The organism is Chryseobacterium sp. MFBS3-17 (assembly GCF_020687745.1).
Taxonomy (GTDB): Bacteria; Bacteroidota; Bacteroidia; order Flavobacteriales; family Weeksellaceae; genus Marnyiella.
This window is the reverse complement of the sequence record NZ_JAJEWK010000012.1, coordinates 192,951-209,930: the sequence shown is the minus strand read 5'-3', so window position 1 is coordinate 209,930 and position 16,980 is coordinate 192,951. Positions and strand designations below refer to the sequence as shown.

Below are 16,980 nucleotides of genomic sequence, written 5' to 3'. Positions count from 1 at the left end.
TAGTTTAATTTTGGGGGAAATTCATATGAAAAGAGAAATAAAAACAACCGGAGATGGCAGTAAAACCCTGTACATCAGTGAATTGAACGAAAGTTACCACTCGCAGCACGGTGCCCTGCAGGAAGCCAGACATGTATTTATCAACAATGGATTTATATTGATAAACGATTACGAAATTAATATTCTGGAACTCGGATTCGGAACAGGTCTTAATGTTTTCGTAACATTAGATGAATTTTTAAAAACTGATAATAATCATGTAGTCCATTATTATACGTTGGAAAAATATCCCGTTTCGGCAGCAGAAATTTCAGAATTGGGATACGATTCTTTATTTCCCGACCAGAAAATGAAAGGTTTATTTGAAAAAATCCATGCGGCCGAATGGGAAAAACCGGTTGAAATCACTCCCGGATTTCACCTCACCAAACTGCAATGTGATTTTTTTGATCTGGAGGACATGGAACTGCCGCCGGTCAATCTGGTGTACTTTGATTGTTTCGGAGCCAGAGTACAGCCCGATTTATGGGAAGAAAGACTGTTCAGTATGGTAGCTCAGAAAACAGCAGCAGGCGGATTACTGACCACATATGCATCTAAGGGCAGCGTGCGCCGCATCCTTCAAAAACTGAATTTTGAAGTTCAGAAAAAGCAAGGCCCACCCGGAAAACGCGAAATGATTAATGCCTGGAAGATGAAAGATGATTATTAAAAAATGTGTATTTTTAAATTCTTAATCTTTACAAATAATGATAGATAAAACAAACATCAGGATTTATGCCTGTGCGGTAAAAGACCGTAAAGTTTTGGTGCTTCACGAAGAATATGCCGGCGAATTACTGATGAAACTGCCCGGAGGCGGACTGGAATTCGGAGAAGGGATTCTGGACTGTCTGCACCGCGAATTTGAAGAAGAACTGAATGCCAAAATCCGGATTGTAGATCACTTATATACTCAGGAAAACTTTCAGCAGTCACGGTTCCGAAGCAATGAGCAACTGCTTGCCATTTATTATATTGTAGAAATTATAGACGAAACAGATTTCATCATCCTGGATCCCTGCATAGAAAAAACCGAATGGATTTCTATAGACACACAGGAGAATAATTTTCCGCTCCCGGTAGATCAAATTGCGTTTGAAAAACTAAAAGAACGATTCCGGAACTGATTATTTTTTCACGGTATAGGTGGAAGCCCCGGGATACGGCTGAAGGTACCCGTAATTCCAGTTGCTCTGCAGCAATGACTCAACAAAAAGATCTGTACGGTTTCTGTACGGATCATACGGATCTTTCAGATCCACATCTGCTATATTTCCTTTTACATTCCACCAGAATGCACTCCAGCCACCTCGTAATTCTTTAATGATTTCAAACACGGTTTTGCCGGTGGCACGGCTCATTAATTTTGCAAAAACACGCCCCTCGCTCACCGTAAGATCTCTCAACTGAGCCTCGTACTGGGAAGCCAACTCATTCTGCCGTACTTTCATGAACTTCTTCTGGTCCGCTTTACTCATAGAGTTCAGTTCACTCTGTACATCACGATACTGCTCCAGTGCCGTGAGAAACAGCGGATACACCCTGTTTAATTTTTTATTCAGAAAGTAGTAGTAATTGCGGTCCAGTTGATTATTGAAACGCGGGTTCTTACGAAGGAGTAATTCATCCATGACCACAACGGTCTCACCATTGATGTCATAAATTTTTGCTTTTTGCCTTTCATCATAATAATATTTCTGGCCAAACTCATCGGTCTTCAGCTGATCTTCGTCATAAGCACTCAGAGGTTTGGCTATTATGGTATCCTGCGCAGCAGCCATCCCACTGTACAAAACAAATAAAAGAAAAAAGTTTCTAAAAATTTTCATTAATTTTGCAATTCCAAAATCCTTAAGCAACACCAAAAATCATTCCTTTCTATGAAATTTAACAAAAAATCAATCAACTTTCTGGAAAAATACCTGAATACCGCCTCACCTACAGGTTACGAACATCGGGGACAGCAGGTATGGATGGATTATATAAAGCCTTTTGTAGACAAAGTGGAGTTTGACCATTACGGGACCTGCTATGGCATCATCAATCCCGAGGCAGACTTCAGAGTGGTCATTGAGGCCCATGCAGACGAAATTTCGTGGTATGTGAACTACATTACCGACGACGGTTTGATTTACGTTATCCGCAACGGCGGCTCAGATCAGATGATTGCACCGTCCAAGGTGGTATATATTCACGGTGAAAAAGGAATTGTTAAGGGACTCTTCGGGTGGCCTGCCATCCACACCAGAGGGGCCAACTCTAACGAACCGGTGCCCAAAATTGAGAATATTTTCATAGACTGCGGGGCCACCTCCAAGCAGGAGGTACTGGATCTGGGCGTTGAAGTAGGCTGCATGATCACCTATCCCGATGAATTCTTTGAACTGAATGACCGCTATTTCGTATGCCGCGCGCTGGATAACCGCATGGGTGGATTCATGATTGCGGAAGTTGCACGTCTTCTGAAGGAAAACAAGAAAAAACTACCCTTCGGACTTTACATTACCAATTCGGTGCAGGAAGAAGTGGGACTCTATGGTGCCGACATGATTGCAGATACCATCAAACCCCACATTGCCATTGTGACAGATGTGACGCATGATACCAGCACGCCCATGATTGAAAAGAAAAAAGAAGGCGACCAGAAATGCGGCAAAGGCCCGGTGGTATTTTATGCACCCAGTGTACACCATAACCTGCGTGAACTGATTATAGAAACTGCCAAAAAGAAAAAAATCCCCTATCAGAGAGCAGCCGCCAGCCGGTCTACAGGAACCGATACCGATGTATTCGCGCATTCCAACGGAGGGGTACCTTCTGCGTTAATCTCTTTGCCACTCCGCTATATGCATACTACCGTAGAAATGGTAGCAAAAGAAGATGTAACCCATGTCATTCAGCTGATTTACGAAACGCTTCTGAAAATCACCCCGGATATGAACCTCAAATACCATTAATCCGGAATAACGCTCAATCTAATTTTTTGAAAATGAAAACCAAATTAATTGCTCCTTCCCTACTTTCCGCAGACTTCGGGAACCTGCAGCGTGACATAGAAATGCTCAATAATTCCCAGGCAGACTGGCTGCATGTGGATGTAATGGACGGGCGGTTTGTCCCCAATATTTCCTTTGGATTTCCGGTTATGAAAACCATTCAGCAACATGCGCAGAAGTTTGTGGATGTTCACCTGATGATTGTGGAACCAGAAAAATATGTGGAAGAATTTATACAGCATGGAGCAGATTTGGTATCGGTGCATTATGAAGCCTGCACACATCTGCACAGAACCATCAAGCTGATTCAGGATCTGGGTGCCAAAGCGGGCGTTGTACTCAATCCGTCTACACCGGTACTGATGCTGGAAGACATCATTGCCGATGTGGATCTGGTACTGCTGATGAGCGTAAACCCCGGTTTCGGCGGACAGAAATTCATTGAAAACACCTACAAGAAAATTGCGGAAACCAAGGACATGATCCTCTCCAATAATTCTACTGCGCTGATAGAGGTAGACGGCGGTGTGAATCTGGACAACGCAGCAAAACTCTTTGATGCCGGCGCCGATGTTTTGGTGGCCGGAAACGCTGTTTTCTCAACAGAAAACCCTGCTAAGACTATTGAATTACTGAAGATTTAATGCAGAACCACAATCAATAAAAGGCAGATTCACCCGTGAATCTGCCTTTCTTCTTTAAAGAAATCTAAGGTCAGGGAATTTGTTGAAAATCAAAACTTAAATCGCCTGCATAGTAATCCTGAGGCCAATACTGTGGGAAAACCTGTAATGTTCCTGAGGCATAACCATAATTATGAATCACAATATTTCCGGCATGGATGGGGTAAGAAATCGTACCCGAACTCTTCTCCCGCATATACCAGTCATTGGAATTCATGGTAATCATATACTCTTTATCCATTTGCAATTCCAGCGGACTTATAGATTTGTGAGGCTTTTTGCGAAAAAATCGCAAAATTTAAAGTTTTCATAATAATTGGTTTTTATGGTTATTAGTACTACAAAGTAAAAAAAGTTCACAAAACCAAGAAAGGGAAAAACACTGTTTTATCAAAAAAACTGATGCGCTCATGTGAATTATTTACTTGTTTTTTGCAAGACAATGTACAGAAGCACAATACCTTCCGTATCCGGAGGTTTTGAAATCTGTAACTTTATCGGAACAGATATCGTATATTTAATAAAGACCCGTATGTTTGCTAAATTCATAGAATACATTTCTTTCTTCAAAATTGTGCTTTCGCCGCTGCTCATAGGCATCATCTGTGGATTTGCTTTGTATAATTATTTTGACGGGGACCGTACCGGATCCATCCTCTTTGCAACGTGCACACTCGCAGGTTTGGCCGGCGGAATAATCTGGGCCGTAAAAATTTCAAGAAAAACAGGTGCCACCACCTTCATTGCGCAGAAAGATGCCAGTCCGGATATTACAGATGCGGTGAGTGACCGGCATAAAAAAAGTCCGGAAAACTCCGGACCTGACTTATTCTGAAAAAAGGTCTTTTAGAAAATCTCTCTTCCTGAAAAGTGAAACTGCGCTTCAATCAGTGCATTCTCATCAGAGTCTGAACCATGAACTGCATTTTCTCCTACGCTTCTTGCAAACATTTTTCTGATGGTACCTTCTGCAGCGTCGGCAGGATTGGTAGCTCCAATCAGTGTTCTGAAGTCTTCCACAGCATTATCTTTTTCCAAAACTGCTGCTACAATAGGACCGGAAGACATAAAGTCTACCAGTTCACCGTAGAACGGTCTTTCGCTGTGTACCGCATAGAACGCTTTGGCATCAGCCACAGTAAGCTGGGTAAGTTTCATGGCTTTAATTCTGAACCCACCCTCAGTAATTTTGTTAAGGATAGCACCAATGTGGCCGTCTGCTACAGCATCCGGTTTGATCATGGTAAAAGTGATTTTTCCTGACATATATCTTTTTTATTTGAAAGGCAAATTTACGAAAACTTTTATATATTTGCACTGAAGGCTTAAACAAAATGAGTTTCGAATTATTTTTGGCACGCTTGTTGCAACATCTGTTTCGATTCTCATGTTTAATTTGAGTTTTCATGGTTATTAGTTTTTACCCAGCTTCGGCTGGGTTTTTTATTTGGCAGCATTCTCTTCTGCTTCTTCCATGAGTTTCAGGTACGTGATGTAGCGGGACTCTTCTATAGCGCCATGCTCCAGACCTTGCAGTACCGCACATTTGGGCTCGTTGATATGGAGACAGTTGTGAAATCTGCAATCGTGACTGGTTCTGAAAATCTCCGGAAAATAATGCTGTATTTCTTCTTTTCGCACATCTATCATGGCAAATTCACGTACACCGGGCGTGTCTATAACGCTGCCTCCAAAATTCCAGAAATGCATCTGTGCAAAAGTGGTGGTATGTTTACCCTTCAGGTGGGTTTCAGAAATTTCTGTAGTTTTCAAATTCAGGCCGGGCTGCAAAACATTGACCAGTGTAGATTTTCCCGCACCGGAGTGCCCGAAAAACACCGCCACTTTGTCTTTCAGTTTTTTCTTCAGCTCATCCAGATTCAGTGTGGAATAAGCCGAAATCTGTAAGGTCTGGTAACCAATTTCACGGTAGATGGTTTCAATAGCTTCCACTACCGTCTTATCTTGCTCATTCAGGGTATCCATTTTGGACATCAGAATCAGGGGCTCTATATTATACGCTTCGCAACAAGCCAGGAAACGATCCAGAAAACCGAGCGACGTTTCGGGAAATTTCAGGGTAAAAATGAAGCAGGCAATATCTACATTAGACGCAATAATATGTGCTTCTTTGGAAAGGTTTACTGATTTTCGGATTAGGTAATTTCTGCGGGGTTCAATCCGGGTAATCCAGGCTACGCCGTCCGGCTCCAGTTCAAATTCCACAAAATCCCCGACTGCCAAAGGATTGGTAAGTCTTGTTTTAATGAGTTTAAACTTGCCGCGGATCCGAGCCTCATATATTTTTCCGGTATCCTGCTCACGAACCTGATACCAGCTGCCGGTAGATTTAATGATGAGTCCCTTCATACTTCTGCTTATCTGGTTCGCATAATATTGTTCTGCACATCTACAGATTGTTCATGTATGGTTTTGAATATGCGCTCTATGAAATCTGCAGACATGCCGGTTTCTTCGGCTTTGCGCACCGCATATTCGGTAATAATCTTCCATCTTTCCGGTTGAAAAATGGTAACATTGTGATCGGTTTTCAGTTTTCCGATTTGTGCGGAGACATTCATCCGCTGGGAAAGCAGATCGATCAGCTGATAATCCAGCTCTGAAATCAGCGTCCGGTAACGCTCCAGCTCTTCATCAAAAACCGGCGCATCATTGTTTCTGACCTGTAAATTCCGGAGCAGCTCTGCCAGTACTTCGGGCGTAATCTGCTGTGAGGCATCACTCCAGGCGGCATCCGGATTACAGTGCGTTTCAATCATGACGCCTTCATAACCCACATTCAGTGCCTCCTGTGCCACCGCTTCCAGACCGGTTCTGTTGCCGCAGATATGTGACGGATCCACAATGAGTGGAATATCCGGATATTGATTTTTAAAATCCAGTGCAATCTGCCAGTTGGGAACATTGCGGTAATTGGTTTTCCGGTAGGTAGAAAACCCACGGTGTATGGCGGCCAGATTGGTTATACCGGCATTAGCAAGTCTTTCCAATGCTCCAATCCATAAGGCAAGATCGGGATTAACCGGGTTTTTCACCAGCACCGGCTTTCGGGTTCCGCTCAGCGCATTGGCAATTTCCTGCACAGCGAAAGGATTCACGGTAGTGCGCGCGCCAATCCACAACACATCCACATCTGCATCAATTGCGGCCTGTACATGATGCATATTCGCCACTTCCGTTGCGGTTTGAAAGCCAAAATCTTCTTTCACCTTCTTCAGCCAGGACAGCCCGATGACTCCTACACCTTCAAAACCATTGGGTTTGGTTCTCGGTTTCCAGATTCCGGCCCGGAATACAGATACGCGGGCCTCAGATTTCCGGATGCGTTCGGCAGTTTCCAGCATCTGGCTTTCAGATTCGGCACTGCAGGGGCCGGCAATAATCAAAGGTTGCGCAAATTGTGAAAACCACTCGTTTTGTATATTTTTTAAATCCATCAGGAATGATTCGTATTAATTAAAATCCAGTTTAAACTTCTCGTCCAGCTGTTTCAGCACGGGATTTATTTTGGCAAACTGCTCAAAAATGCTGCGTTTGGTCACAATTTCTTTCTTCAGTTTCACAGCATCCATGTGGTACTGAACCTGAATCCGGTAGTGGTGCACCTTGTGTTTGAAATGACTAAAAAAATCATGCGATACTTTGTCGAATTCTGCTTTTGCAGTAGAAGACGGATAGGTTACTCTGATGGTATTTTCATCCTCTTTATGCATGGTAAAGCCATGAATCGCATTAAAAACAACCACATCTCTGGTCTGCATTTTTTTCAGAAATTCTTTCCACTCGTTTTGAAGATCCGTTTCGCTGAAATGATTGGCGGGCAGATTTTCTTCCTGTGGCGCACCGGAAACCTGCTCTTCTTCCTCCTGTTTCTGGAGTTTTTTCTGAATACTGAAGCCGGATACCGGTTCTGCTACCGCATTCCTCAGTGGTACTGTAGCTTTTTGAATGACAATAATTTCCTTTTCAGAGGATTCTGATACAGCCGGTTTCTCAGCCCCGGGCTCAGCAGTTTCGGTGGACTGAGGCTTTTTTGCCTGACTACTGAAGAGTGGCGGCAGAATCAGATATTTTTTTTTTTTTCTGAAGTACCTGCGGCAGACAGACTTGCCAGTTGCATCAGTGCAATTTCTACGGTGAGTCTTGGATTTTTGGAATTTTTATAGTTGATGTCCGCATGATTGCAGATCTCAATTGCAGCAATCAAATTCTGGGGCGTCCATTTTTTGCTTTGTTCCCCGAATTTTACTCTGGTTTTCTCCCCTACCTCAATCAGATTCAGGGTAGAAGGATTCTGGGCCATCATCAGATCCCGGAAATGACTTCCCAGTCCGCCAATGAACTGATGGGGATCAAATCCTTTTTTCACAATGGCATCAAAAGTGGTCAGCACTTCAGGAATATTATTATCCAAAGCGAGATCCACAATATTCAGATACTGATCATAATCCAGAATATTCAGTACCTCTGCAGCTTTCTCCAGCGTAATATTTTTCTGGGAAAATGTGGAAAGCCTGTCAAAAATAGAAAGGGCGTCGCGCAATGCTCCGTCGGCTTTCTGTGCGACGAGATATAAGGCGTCATCTTCATACTGAATTCCTTCGGCATCCGCAATTTTCATCAGATGTTGCTGGATATCCTCAATGGTAATTCTTTTGAAATCATAAATCTGACACCGGGAAAGAATGGTAGGAATGATTTTATGCTTTTCTGTGGTCGCCAGAATAAAAATGGCATGAGCGGGTGGTTCTTCCAGCGTTTTCAGGAAAGCATTAAAGGCCGCCGAGGAAAGCATGTGCACCTCATCTATGATGTACACCTTGTATTTTCCGGTTTGCGGGGCAAAACGCACCTGATCAATAAGCGCGCGGATATCATCTACCGAGTTATTGGATGCGGCATCCAGTTCATGAATATTATAAGCAAATCCATCCTCTGAAGTGGCACCGTCCTTCTCATTGATTTTTCTGGCCAGAATTCTGGCACAGGTGGTTTTCCCTACTCCGCGTGGCCCGCAAAACAGAAGCGCCTGTGCGAGCTGGTTTTCTTCTATAGCATGATCCAGCGTATCGGTAATATGGGACTGCCCCACAACAGTATCAAACTCCTGCGGGCGGTATTTACGGGCTGAAACTATGAAGTTTTCCATTTGCCAAAAATACACGAAAAAAAACTCAAAACCAAAATCTCCCGTTCAAAAATAGAAAAAGCAGCCTTCTGCAAGCTGCTCTGAAAATTTTGTACCGGTACCTGTGCTTACTCTGCATGCAGAATGGCATACAAATCGTCTTTCAGGCGCACCCTTTTCTTCCTCAGTTCAGTAAGGTGTTCATCTGTGGTGTGGTTGATTCCGTCTTCTTCGTAATGCTGAATGAGCGCATTTACTTCTTCATAATTCACGTAAAGACGAAGAAACTCCGGATGCGCAGCCTTCAGTTGCTTGATTTTTTCTGCATACTCCGGGAATTCATTGGTAAGGATGTGGCTTTCCATAGCATGAAATTTAATGGATGAAACTGAGAAACCGTTTTAATTTCTCATCATAAAGATACTATTTTTTACCATTGCAGATCACATGAAAATTGTCATCTCTCTTTTGCAGATCAAAAATCGAAATGAAGATTATTCTAGTTCGGATTGCTGGATAGGGTCTGTCATAAAACACCGAAAGGTGCCCGCCATTTCCCGACCGGGAACATTCTCATTCAACAACTCGTTTTTGCCTTCCAGGAAATCATCGCTGCAAATTGCTTTTTTCTGGAGATTCATTATCAGAAAATCTTCAATTCACAAAAAGTTGGCTTGGATAAATGAAGTAACCTTTTGTTTTTATGGCATCGTCTTTTATTTCGGGAGATATTACATCATCAGATAATTTTGCATAATCAATACTATCATCACCACCTTCGATGTAATTGGTGAAGTTTTCACTAATGAAGCGATAGAATAGCGCACCTAAAACAAACTGTTTAAAGTCCCATCCATCCACAGAGCCACGAACATCGTTGGCTATTTTCCATATTTTGGTTTGTAATTCTTGTCGTTGTGCGATGCTTGTCATTTGTTATCTTTTAGTAATTCTTGTGGTTTAACGCCTAGTATTTTGGCAATTTCAAAAAGCACTTCAAGTCCAGGTTGCTGCCTGTTCCGGGCATTTCCATTAACAATGTTAGAGCTTTTGCCAAGTTGCTCTGTAAGCCCCGTTTGTTTAATGCCTTTTTGTTCTAACACCTCTTTAATCCTATTCATATGTAACTCATTATGAGTAGCTTGTTTGTTTTGAAATAAAATTTATAAAATATGCAATATACTGTATTTCGGTGTAATAAAGCACTGTTTTAAGGTGCGAATTTAACTTTTCAGCACTATTTCCTTAAACAGCTTCGTTGATCGGTCCGCCCGAATTAATGTAATCGCAAACCAGATATTTCAGATAAATAACGATTACTCCAAAAAAGAACAGGATAAACGAAAACACATTTCATTTATCCTGTAGTAGGCCCATGAGGAATCGAACCTCAACCTAAAGAACCGGAATCTTTAATTCTATCCATTAAACTATGGGCCCGGTTTGTGGCGGCAAAAATAGTTATTATTTCTGAATTACGCACGGAATTCTACAATTGCTTCAGAAAATACCTGATGCAAATTCACCGCGCTACTCAGTCCTGCCATCCCCACGGTCTTGCTGAGGATTGCACGGGTTTGGTAAGATCAAATTCTACCGTGAAAAGCAGGTCACTGCCAATGCGGTGCAGATTATAACTGAAGGTACTGTCCGTGAGGGTCATCCACCACACATTGGTACTGGCATAAGGAATACTGCTGGCTGTTTGGCGGTCTGCCGGAAACATCTGCAGGTGCGCAAATCCCTGATTGGCACTTTGCCCACCGTACTGCGTCACCTCCTCTTCCGAGCCGTCCCGGTGCCGGTGATCATGCTTCAGGGTGATGATCTGGTCTTCATTTTTGGTTAAAACCCAGGTGCGTGAACGGTCTGCACCTACATAAAACGGAATTCTGATCCGTCCCGGTTCGCAGGAAAGCACGTGCATTACCAGCTTTTCACCGGTAAAACCGTCACCTTCTTTGGCTCCGGCCGTAATTTTTCCTTCGTAGGATTTTCCGCAGTGTTGCCGGAGATTCTGCCAGAATTTTTCACTTTCTGCAACCTGGGCACTTAGCGAGCCCGCCATGGCCGTCATTAAAAACAATACAAAATATTTCATGGAATTTTCTTTAAATTTGATTAGAAATAACCCTTCCGCATCATGATCCGGAAGGGTTTTCTTATTTATTCAGAAATTTCTACGCGGCTTCCTGTGGTATGTGCGTTCATCTGCGGTGCATAGTAATTCTGCAACGTGGTAATTCCGTTGCTGAAGGTTCCGGAGGCATTACAGATATAATCATACTCAAAGACGTATTTCCCTTTCGGCATATACTGGATATAGAAATTGGTTGATGCGTCCTTGGTAGACTGATAATAACCCAGTCCGTTTTTCCACTGGTAACCGGAAAGCACATTCAGCGGCTCAAAGCCTGCGGCACGCATATCCTTGAGATGAATAAATTCCATATTGCGGTCGGTATTCAGCATCATGCGCACCGTAACCCGGTCCCCTACCTTCAGCGGAGTTTCCGGTGAAATTTTCATCAGTTCCTCGCCGTTTACGGTTTTCACCTTTTTATACAGTTCCTTAGTAATGGAAATATAGGATTCGGAGGATTTTATTTTATCCAAATCTTCATAATATTGCCAGAACAAACCGCCCTGCACCACGCCGGGACCCGGCTTAGTAACCGTAACCGTTCCGAGCGACGGATTTACCTCATCGTTTGTCATTGCAGATTTGATATATCCCGTAGCCGAAGTATCGGGTTCTATAAGCGGCTTGCCGCCCCAGATGACGGTGGCCCGGTCTGCTTCTGCACCTGTCCACGCTTTACCGGAATTGAGCAGGGTAAAAATAACTTCGGCGGTACCACGTGAGCTGCCCCAAGAATTGACTTCTTTCTGGGTAACGAGCCAGATTTTCATCTCTTCTATAAAGCGAAGATCACCCGGTACAAGTTTATTGAATGCTTCCAGTGCGCCGGCATGATTCACGGTTTTAGAAGTGTACCAGCCCCAGTCATTCAGATTCTGTTTCCAGTACACGCCCTGCGTTTCGGACTCCACGGCGGTTTCCTTCAGGTAGGTTATCAGTTTTTGGGAAACATCTTTCAGTCCGTATGCATCAAACAACAGCGCCGCGCGGTGAAGGCCGAAAAAAGTATATTCTTCATGTTTTGCACTGCGTGCATTAGACTTTATGTGTTTTTTCAGCTCTTCGCCTTTGCCTTTCAGCGGGAAATCCTTTTCCCAGTATCTGCGCGTATCCAGATAATCCAAGACGTAATTATTCCACACATTTTCTTTCTTCACATCCCAGTACTGATGTACTTCCCCATCTACATAATGAATAAGTTTTGAAACCAGTTGCTGCTGATTGCCGCTTTGGTATTCACTCAGATTTCCTTTCAGCCATTCATTGATTCTGCCTAAATTTTTTAAAATATACAATGAAGTATAGTAAGAACTCGGATAACCGGAATACCAGGAGAATCCACCATCAGGATTCTGAAGTTTGCGGAGTTCATCCCAATCGGTGTTAATGGAATTGCGCATGGTATTCACATCAAACAAACGGGCGAGCTTCTGCATCTGATCCTGCTCATTCTTGCTCTTCAGCACCCATGGAGTTTCTTCCAGAAGCAATTGTTTCAGCTCCTGATTTTTTTCGAGGTCAGACGTAAGGAGCCCTTTGCGCTGGTACTCATCAAACACCGTTTTCAGTTTCGGATTGGACTTGAAGATTTCTGCGGCCAGCACATCTGCAAACCATTTATTAAATACCACATCTGCAGAATTGTTCATGTCATTCTTCAGTGCGGGCAAGGCAAACATGATTTCCCACACCGGATTGGTGGTAAGTTCCAGTGTATTGGCCACATTACTCACGGTGGTGGAAGTGTTTTTTGTCAGATTCTGCAGAACAAAAGTTTTGGTTTGACCTTCTTTTACAAAAACCGGAACCGCGTCCGTTACCAACATTCTGTTGGGTAAAACTGCGACCGCTTTTTGCTCCCCGTCAGCGAAGTTTCCGGCTTTTGCCACTACTTTAATAATGATGGATGAAACATCTTTTGGAGCTTTTAATTTCCATGTTACAACACCATTGCCATTTTCTTCCAACTGAAAGGTTTGCTGCGCATGAGTCAACCCGAAGCGGGCAGAAATATCATCGTTGGTAAACGCATCCAGAATCTGCAGTTGTGCTGTACCACTGAGTTTTTCATTCACGAGACTCGATAGTTTGGACTGGAGATTCAGTTCATCGCCTTCGCGCAGGAATCTGGGATAGTTCGGCGTTACAGAAAACTCTTTCCGGGTGATGACTTCTTTCTCCAGCACCGCGGCCCGGGCATCCTTAGTATGCGCCAGAAACATAAGTTTCCAGGCGGTGAGCGCCTCCGGGGACGTAAATTCAAAGGTGACATGACCTTCCTCATCGGTAAGCAGATTTGGATAGAAAAATGCGGTTTCGTTGAGGTTTTCGCGAACCGGAATGTGATCCAAATTTTCCTCCTGCATAGTCGCATCATCGTCCAAACTGGATTTTCCACGGATAACCATATTGATACTTTCTGCTTGTGCATTTCCCTTCGCCTGAGTTGCCGTTCTTGAGTACCCCAGTACAACTACCTCTTCAATTTCGCTAACATTTGCGGTATCTGTAGCTTGTGCCCGGGGTGGCGCATACACAGGATTGGATCTGCCAGATCTGCCCACCTGCCCAAAAAAAACACCATTAAACCAGTCAAACCTCGGGAATTGAATCTGTTTCTGGCTTACATACCCGGTTTTCCCGGTAAAATATCCGTTAGCCAACCGGTCTGATACCGCATACCCATTGATTCTGAAATTGGGCTGATACAATTTTTCCCAGCGGTAACTATTCACCGCAAACTTATCCAGCGACTTATCATACATATTGGCAAGGACTTCTGCATTGATTGTCTCCAAGTCTTCTCCCAGAATTTTTACTGTCCATTTTTCCTTTTGTCCCGGTTCCAGACGATCGCGGAACGTCACCGTTTCTATACGCAAAGGTTTTTTATCTGAAACAATTTTCAGGTTCACCGATTCGGTAGCCACATCATTAAATGCCACCATCTGAAACTGTACATTCATCTGGTGTATGTTTTCGTCTTTTGGCAATGCCAGTTCATATTTCAGCACTCCATTTTTCAGATTTTTCTGTTCGGTATGGGTCTGGCCGTTTCCGTTTTGCACAAAAACATTTACAATACCATCCGGCACTGCAGAATAGACATACAGTTCCGCTTTTTCGCTCCGCTTATACTCGGGTTTTGGCAGCAACACTTTCAGGAAGGGTTTCTGACCCGCTGCCAGGGATTTTTTATTGAACAGTTCAAATGTCTGTTCGGTACGGATGGTATCCGTGCCTTCTTTATTGTAAATTTCCAGGGTATATTTGCCGGCCGGCAGTTTGCCGAGTTCCAGCATTGCGCCGCTGCGCTGTACGCCATTCAGCACAATGGTATGCACCTCTTTTCTCTTCTCGTCTTCACTAAAGTAATCATGCGGGAATTTCCGGATGAATTCCTCTTTGGAAAGTTTTGGCAGATCCTGAATATCATCTTCGAATACCGAACGGTAAATCCGCTCATCGGGTGTCAGCTTCGTCAATTTCACATGATAGGATTTATTCACCGGCTGTTCGTTGTAATTTTTAGTCTGCACTTTAATGCGTACCCGCTCATCGGCAAAGGCATCTCCTACTTCATCTGCCTGAATATAATGGGAAACTGAAGCGACTTTCACATTTTCTGTGGCACTCTGGGTTTCGCCGTTGATGTCTGTCACTGAAGCATTGATCTGATAATTATCGACTTGTATTCCTTCCTGTTTTTCATCTTTTTCCAGATTCACCTCAATCGTAAATTCTCCTTTTTCGTTGGTTTTCACCTCACCCAGAATGGAATTGACATTGTCATTTCCTGGCGGCAGCCACCAGAAATACCGCGAGCGGATGTCCTGTTTTTTAATTTCATATTGTACCGTGGCATTACTCAGCGCTACTCCGGAAAACATCATGGCTTTTCCATTCACCGCAATGGTTTGACCATATTTGTACTCCCCTTGCACAGGGTCAAAACTGACTTCAAACTTCGGACGTTTATACTCTTCCACACGGAAATACTGTTGACCGGTTGCCCCGGATTCAGTTCCTACTGATATGTGGAATTGTCCGTTCAGTTTCCCTTGCGGCAGGGTAAAACTACCATGTACAGAACCGAAATCATTGGTCACCAATTGCTCGGCACTCAGTTCCTCACCATTTGCATCATGCAATCTGACCGTCACCTTATCCCCTACCCGCAAACTTTCTTTTTTGGTTTGGCCGGCAAGACCCGTCACAATGGCTTTAAAATAAACCGTTTGCCCCGGTCTGTATATCGCCCGGTCCAGAAAAACCTGTGCCTGCCGGCGCTCACGCACGGGCTCCTCACCATAATTCCGGTTTCCATACAATTGCATCAGATTAAAATCATCTGAATCAGGCTGATGAACCAGGATATAGCGGTAGTAAGCACTTTCTTTAGTTTTGGGCAATGAAAATGATGCGGATTGACTGGTGACTGCTGCCGAACTGGTGAAAAGATCGCCCCGTGCATATTCAATAATCCGCAGGCTGTTTCCTGCCATTGCCTTGCCGGTTTGCCGGTGCACCAGTTTCAGAAGGTCGTCCTGAGTATTGCGTTCATCCTTCCGGGAGTACACGATTCTGCTTCGGGTGGCAATCATATAAAAATGGTTCACAACGGCACCATCCACCACATACTCCATCAGGTAGATGCCGGCCGCCAAAGGCTGAAGCTCCAGAGAAGTTTTATGACTGAGGAAATCAGCACTTTCAGGAAGTTCAAAAGTTTCTTTTCGCAGAAGCGATTTTTTTACGGCAGTGAATGCATTTTTCTCATTCGGACTGGATACATACTTCAGGAAACCCTGAACATCATTCTTAACTGCATATATATTGAGGGTAAATTGTGTCGCATTTTTGGCCTCTGCCACCAGATGTACAGGCAAATCTGCCTGCGTATGGGTTTGGTACCTGATATTCAGCACCGGCTTGGTAATGGCCTGTTCGCGGTTGATAATATGATTAAGAAATGGAGATTTCGGATATTGTTTTTTGGCCTGCACAGCCCGGGACAAGGCTTCCGGGTTTTTCTTTAAAGCAATGAGCTGATCCATAATTTCGGCAGCAATGACCAGCTTATAATCACCATCTGTGGTATTATTGTACAATGCTTCCAGTTTTTGAAGTTTGTCACTGCAATGATGATAAGCGCAATCATATTCCAGTTTTTGATGTTGAAAATAAAGCCTGGCATTTCCTGCATTAGCCAAAATCAGCCGCTCATATTGTCCTGAAATGAAGGCGTGATTTTCTTTTCTTTCATTGGGCGTGAAAAGATCCTGATCTTTTAAAAACTCGATATGATTTACCGCATTCCACTCCAGAAGTGTCGGGAAAAAGAGATAATCTGCCCCATTCTGAAATAAACTTTTGTAGGGCAAAAGGCTTACCTTCTTCAGATCTGCTTCCCGGGCGCTTAGTTTCTCATAATATCCTTTCAGGTAATTCTTAAAATCCAGCCGGCTCCAGGTTTCCATCTGGGCAAGATCCTGATTATTGATATTTGTCCGCTGCAGAATTCCCCAGCGTTCAGTCTTGTAATAATCATGGATAAAGTGACCCAGAAACACGTCAAATACCAACCTGGACTCCCCTTTCAACTGACCGGAAAATTCTGAAATTTTGGTATAAAATCTGGATGAATTGTCATTGTCTTCATCATCATCGATCATTTTAGTGATGCTGAATTCTGATTTCAGCGACTGGATAAGTTGCAATACATTGTCTTCTTTCATGGCATGGTTCTGAATTTCTAATATGAGCGGTAAAGTTGTTTTAAACTTCCCGGCGCGCAGCCCGTCTTCCACTTTTTTCCACTGGTTTTCATAGGAGAAATTCTGAGCAAAGAAAAAAGAAAAACTCAGGAGGCTGAGTAAGGTGAGAAATTTCTGATGAATATGATGCATAATTGTTTTTTATAAGATTTGGATTGTCCACCGGATAAACGGTTAAAACTGTGCCAAA

The 16,980-nt window shown here is 43.4% G+C and carries 17 protein-coding genes, 1 tRNA gene and 1 pseudogene; 6 read left to right on the top strand and 13 right to left on the bottom strand.

What is annotated here, in order from left to right; all coding sequences use genetic code 11:
• The first annotated feature begins 25 nt into the window (after positions 1-25).
• Entirely contained in the window at positions 26-712 is a 687-nt protein-coding gene (mnmD, locus tag LKO26_RS11285; RefSeq protein ID WP_227587972.1) for a tRNA (5-methylaminomethyl-2-thiouridine)(34)-methyltransferase MnmD, read from the top strand.
• Positions 713-749: 37 nt separating this feature from the next.
• Positions 750-1,169, top strand: coding sequence for an NUDIX domain-containing protein (locus LKO26_RS11280; protein ID WP_227587971.1), 420 nt, complete (start codon positions 750-752; stop codon positions 1,167-1,169).
• Here LKO26_RS11280 and LKO26_RS11275 read toward each other — a convergent pair whose 3' ends face one another.
• Positions 1,170-1,871 (bottom strand): DUF4294 domain-containing protein, encoded by a 702-nt coding sequence (locus LKO26_RS11275; protein ID WP_227587970.1) that lies wholly within the window; start codon positions 1,869-1,871, stop codon positions 1,170-1,172.
• 51 nt (positions 1,872-1,922) lie between these two features.
• Here LKO26_RS11275 and LKO26_RS11270 point away from each other — a divergent pair, with 51 nt between their 5' ends.
• Both LKO26_RS11270 and rpe read left to right on the top strand, forming a co-directional pair.
• A complete protein-coding gene (locus tag LKO26_RS11270) occupies positions 1,923-2,999 on the top strand; it encodes a M42 family metallopeptidase (protein WP_227587969.1) in 1,077 nt (358 codons plus the stop codon).
• Between the two features lie 32 nt (positions 3,000-3,031).
• Positions 3,032-3,682, top strand: a complete 651-nt coding sequence (gene rpe / locus LKO26_RS11265; RefSeq protein WP_227587968.1) for a ribulose-phosphate 3-epimerase — start codon at positions 3,032-3,034, stop codon at positions 3,680-3,682.
• Between the two features lie 70 nt (positions 3,683-3,752).
• Here rpe and LKO26_RS11260 read toward each other — a convergent pair whose 3' ends face one another.
• Positions 3,753-3,962, bottom strand: a complete 210-nt coding sequence (locus tag LKO26_RS11260; RefSeq protein ID WP_227587967.1) for a hypothetical protein — start codon at positions 3,960-3,962, stop codon at positions 3,753-3,755.
• A 201-nt stretch (positions 3,963-4,163) separates the two neighbouring features.
• On the opposite strand from LKO26_RS11260, the gene LKO26_RS11255 reads away from it, so the two are divergent.
• Complete coding sequence (locus tag LKO26_RS11255) at positions 4,164-4,556, top strand: hypothetical protein (protein WP_227587966.1); 393 nt, start codon at positions 4,164-4,166, stop codon at positions 4,554-4,556.
• Positions 4,557-4,567: 11 nt separating this feature from the next.
• On the opposite strand, the gene LKO26_RS11250 is transcribed toward LKO26_RS11255, so the two are convergent.
• The 4 genes from LKO26_RS11250 to LKO26_RS11235 form a co-directional block, all read right to left on the bottom strand.
• Positions 4,568-4,987 (bottom strand): nucleoside-diphosphate kinase, encoded by a 420-nt coding sequence (locus LKO26_RS11250; protein ID WP_227587965.1) that lies wholly within the window; start codon positions 4,985-4,987, stop codon positions 4,568-4,570.
• Positions 4,988-5,164: 177 nt separating this feature from the next.
• A complete protein-coding gene (rsgA, locus tag LKO26_RS11245; RefSeq protein WP_227587964.1) occupies positions 5,165-6,091 on the bottom strand; it encodes a ribosome small subunit-dependent GTPase A in 927 nt (308 codons plus the stop codon).
• A gap of 8 nt (positions 6,092-6,099) precedes the next feature.
• Complete coding sequence (locus LKO26_RS11240) at positions 6,100-7,179, bottom strand: chorismate mutase (RefSeq protein ID WP_227587963.1); 1,080 nt, start codon at positions 7,177-7,179, stop codon at positions 6,100-6,102.
• 15 nt (positions 7,180-7,194) lie between these two features.
• The gene (locus LKO26_RS11235; protein ID WP_227587962.1) at positions 7,195-7,503 is read right to left on the bottom strand and encodes a hypothetical protein; all 309 of its coding nucleotides are present in this window, start codon (positions 7,501-7,503) and stop codon (positions 7,195-7,197) included.
• 27 nt (positions 7,504-7,530) lie between these two features.
• Between LKO26_RS11235 and LKO26_RS11230 the strand changes: the two genes are divergently transcribed.
• Positions 7,531-7,722 (top strand): hypothetical protein, encoded by a 192-nt coding sequence (locus tag LKO26_RS11230; RefSeq protein WP_227587961.1) that lies wholly within the window; start codon positions 7,531-7,533, stop codon positions 7,720-7,722.
• 83 nt (positions 7,723-7,805) lie between these two features.
• Here the strand turns inward: LKO26_RS11230 and dnaX are convergent, their stop codons facing one another.
• The 7 genes and pseudogenes from dnaX to LKO26_RS11195 all read right to left on the bottom strand — a co-directional run bounded on the left by dnaX (position 7,806) and on the right by LKO26_RS11195 (position 16,922).
• Entirely contained in the window at positions 7,806-8,891 is a 1,086-nt protein-coding gene (gene dnaX / locus LKO26_RS11225; RefSeq protein ID WP_227587960.1) for a DNA polymerase III subunit gamma/tau, read from the bottom strand.
• A gap of 107 nt (positions 8,892-8,998) precedes the next feature.
• Positions 8,999-9,235 carry a YdcH family protein gene (locus tag LKO26_RS11220; RefSeq protein ID WP_227587959.1) on the bottom strand — a complete coding sequence of 79 codons (237 nt, stop codon included), beginning with the start codon at positions 9,233-9,235 and terminating at the stop codon, positions 8,999-9,001.
• A 292-nt stretch (positions 9,236-9,527) separates the two neighbouring features.
• Positions 9,528-9,803 (bottom strand): annotated as a pseudogene (locus LKO26_RS11215) (type I restriction-modification system subunit M N-terminal domain-containing protein); the annotation flags it as partial.
• Positions 9,800-9,991: a helix-turn-helix transcriptional regulator gene (locus tag LKO26_RS11210; RefSeq protein ID WP_227587958.1), complete on the bottom strand. Its 192-nt coding sequence runs from the start codon at positions 9,989-9,991 to the stop codon at positions 9,800-9,802. The pseudogene LKO26_RS11215 and the gene LKO26_RS11210, both read right to left, overlap by 4 nt.
• Before the next feature lie 247 nt (positions 9,992-10,238).
• Positions 10,239-10,310: transfer RNA gene (locus tag LKO26_RS11205), tRNA-Arg, on the bottom strand.
• 94 nt (positions 10,311-10,404) lie between these two features.
• Positions 10,405-10,971: a hypothetical protein gene (locus LKO26_RS11200; protein WP_227587957.1), complete on the bottom strand. Its 567-nt coding sequence runs from the start codon at positions 10,969-10,971 to the stop codon at positions 10,405-10,407.
• Between the two features lie 65 nt (positions 10,972-11,036).
• Positions 11,037-16,922 (bottom strand): alpha-2-macroglobulin family protein, encoded by a 5,886-nt coding sequence (locus LKO26_RS11195; RefSeq protein ID WP_227587956.1) that lies wholly within the window; start codon positions 16,920-16,922, stop codon positions 11,037-11,039.
• Positions 16,923-16,980: the final 58 nt, after the last annotated feature.

Coding starts and splice junctions, on each gene's coding strand:
- mnmD (WP_227587972.1), top strand. CDS start 26: ATGAAAAGAGAAATAAAAACAACCGGAGATGGCAGTAAAACCCTGTAC.
- LKO26_RS11280 (WP_227587971.1), top strand. CDS start 750: ATGATAGATAAAACAAACATCAGGATTTATGCCTGTGCGGTAAAAGAC.
- LKO26_RS11275 (WP_227587970.1), bottom strand. CDS start 1,871: ATGAAAATTTTTAGAAACTTTTTTCTTTTATTTGTTTTGTACAGTGGG.
- LKO26_RS11270 (WP_227587969.1), top strand. CDS start 1,923: ATGAAATTTAACAAAAAATCAATCAACTTTCTGGAAAAATACCTGAAT.
- rpe (WP_227587968.1), top strand. CDS start 3,032: ATGAAAACCAAATTAATTGCTCCTTCCCTACTTTCCGCAGACTTCGGG.
- LKO26_RS11260 (WP_227587967.1), bottom strand. CDS start 3,962: ATGGATAAAGAGTATATGATTACCATGAATTCCAATGACTGGTATATG.
- LKO26_RS11255 (WP_227587966.1), top strand. CDS start 4,164: ATGTACAGAAGCACAATACCTTCCGTATCCGGAGGTTTTGAAATCTGT.
- LKO26_RS11250 (WP_227587965.1), bottom strand. CDS start 4,987: ATGTCAGGAAAAATCACTTTTACCATGATCAAACCGGATGCTGTAGCA.
- rsgA (WP_227587964.1), bottom strand. CDS start 6,091: ATGAAGGGACTCATCATTAAATCTACCGGCAGCTGGTATCAGGTTCGT.
- LKO26_RS11240 (WP_227587963.1), bottom strand. CDS start 7,179: ATGGATTTAAAAAATATACAAAACGAGTGGTTTTCACAATTTGCGCAA.
- LKO26_RS11235 (WP_227587962.1), bottom strand. CDS start 7,503: ATGCAGACCAGAGATGTGGTTGTTTTTAATGCGATTCATGGCTTTACC.
- dnaX (WP_227587960.1), bottom strand. CDS start 8,891: ATGGAAAACTTCATAGTTTCAGCCCGTAAATACCGCCCGCAGGAGTTT.
- LKO26_RS11220 (WP_227587959.1), bottom strand. CDS start 9,235: ATGGAAAGCCACATCCTTACCAATGAATTCCCGGAGTATGCAGAAAAA.
- LKO26_RS11210 (WP_227587958.1), bottom strand. CDS start 9,991: ATGAATAGGATTAAAGAGGTGTTAGAACAAAAAGGCATTAAACAAACG.
- LKO26_RS11200 (WP_227587957.1), bottom strand. CDS start 10,971: ATGAAATATTTTGTATTGTTTTTAATGACGGCCATGGCGGGCTCGCTA.
- LKO26_RS11195 (WP_227587956.1), bottom strand. CDS start 16,922: ATGCATCATATTCATCAGAAATTTCTCACCTTACTCAGCCTCCTGAGT.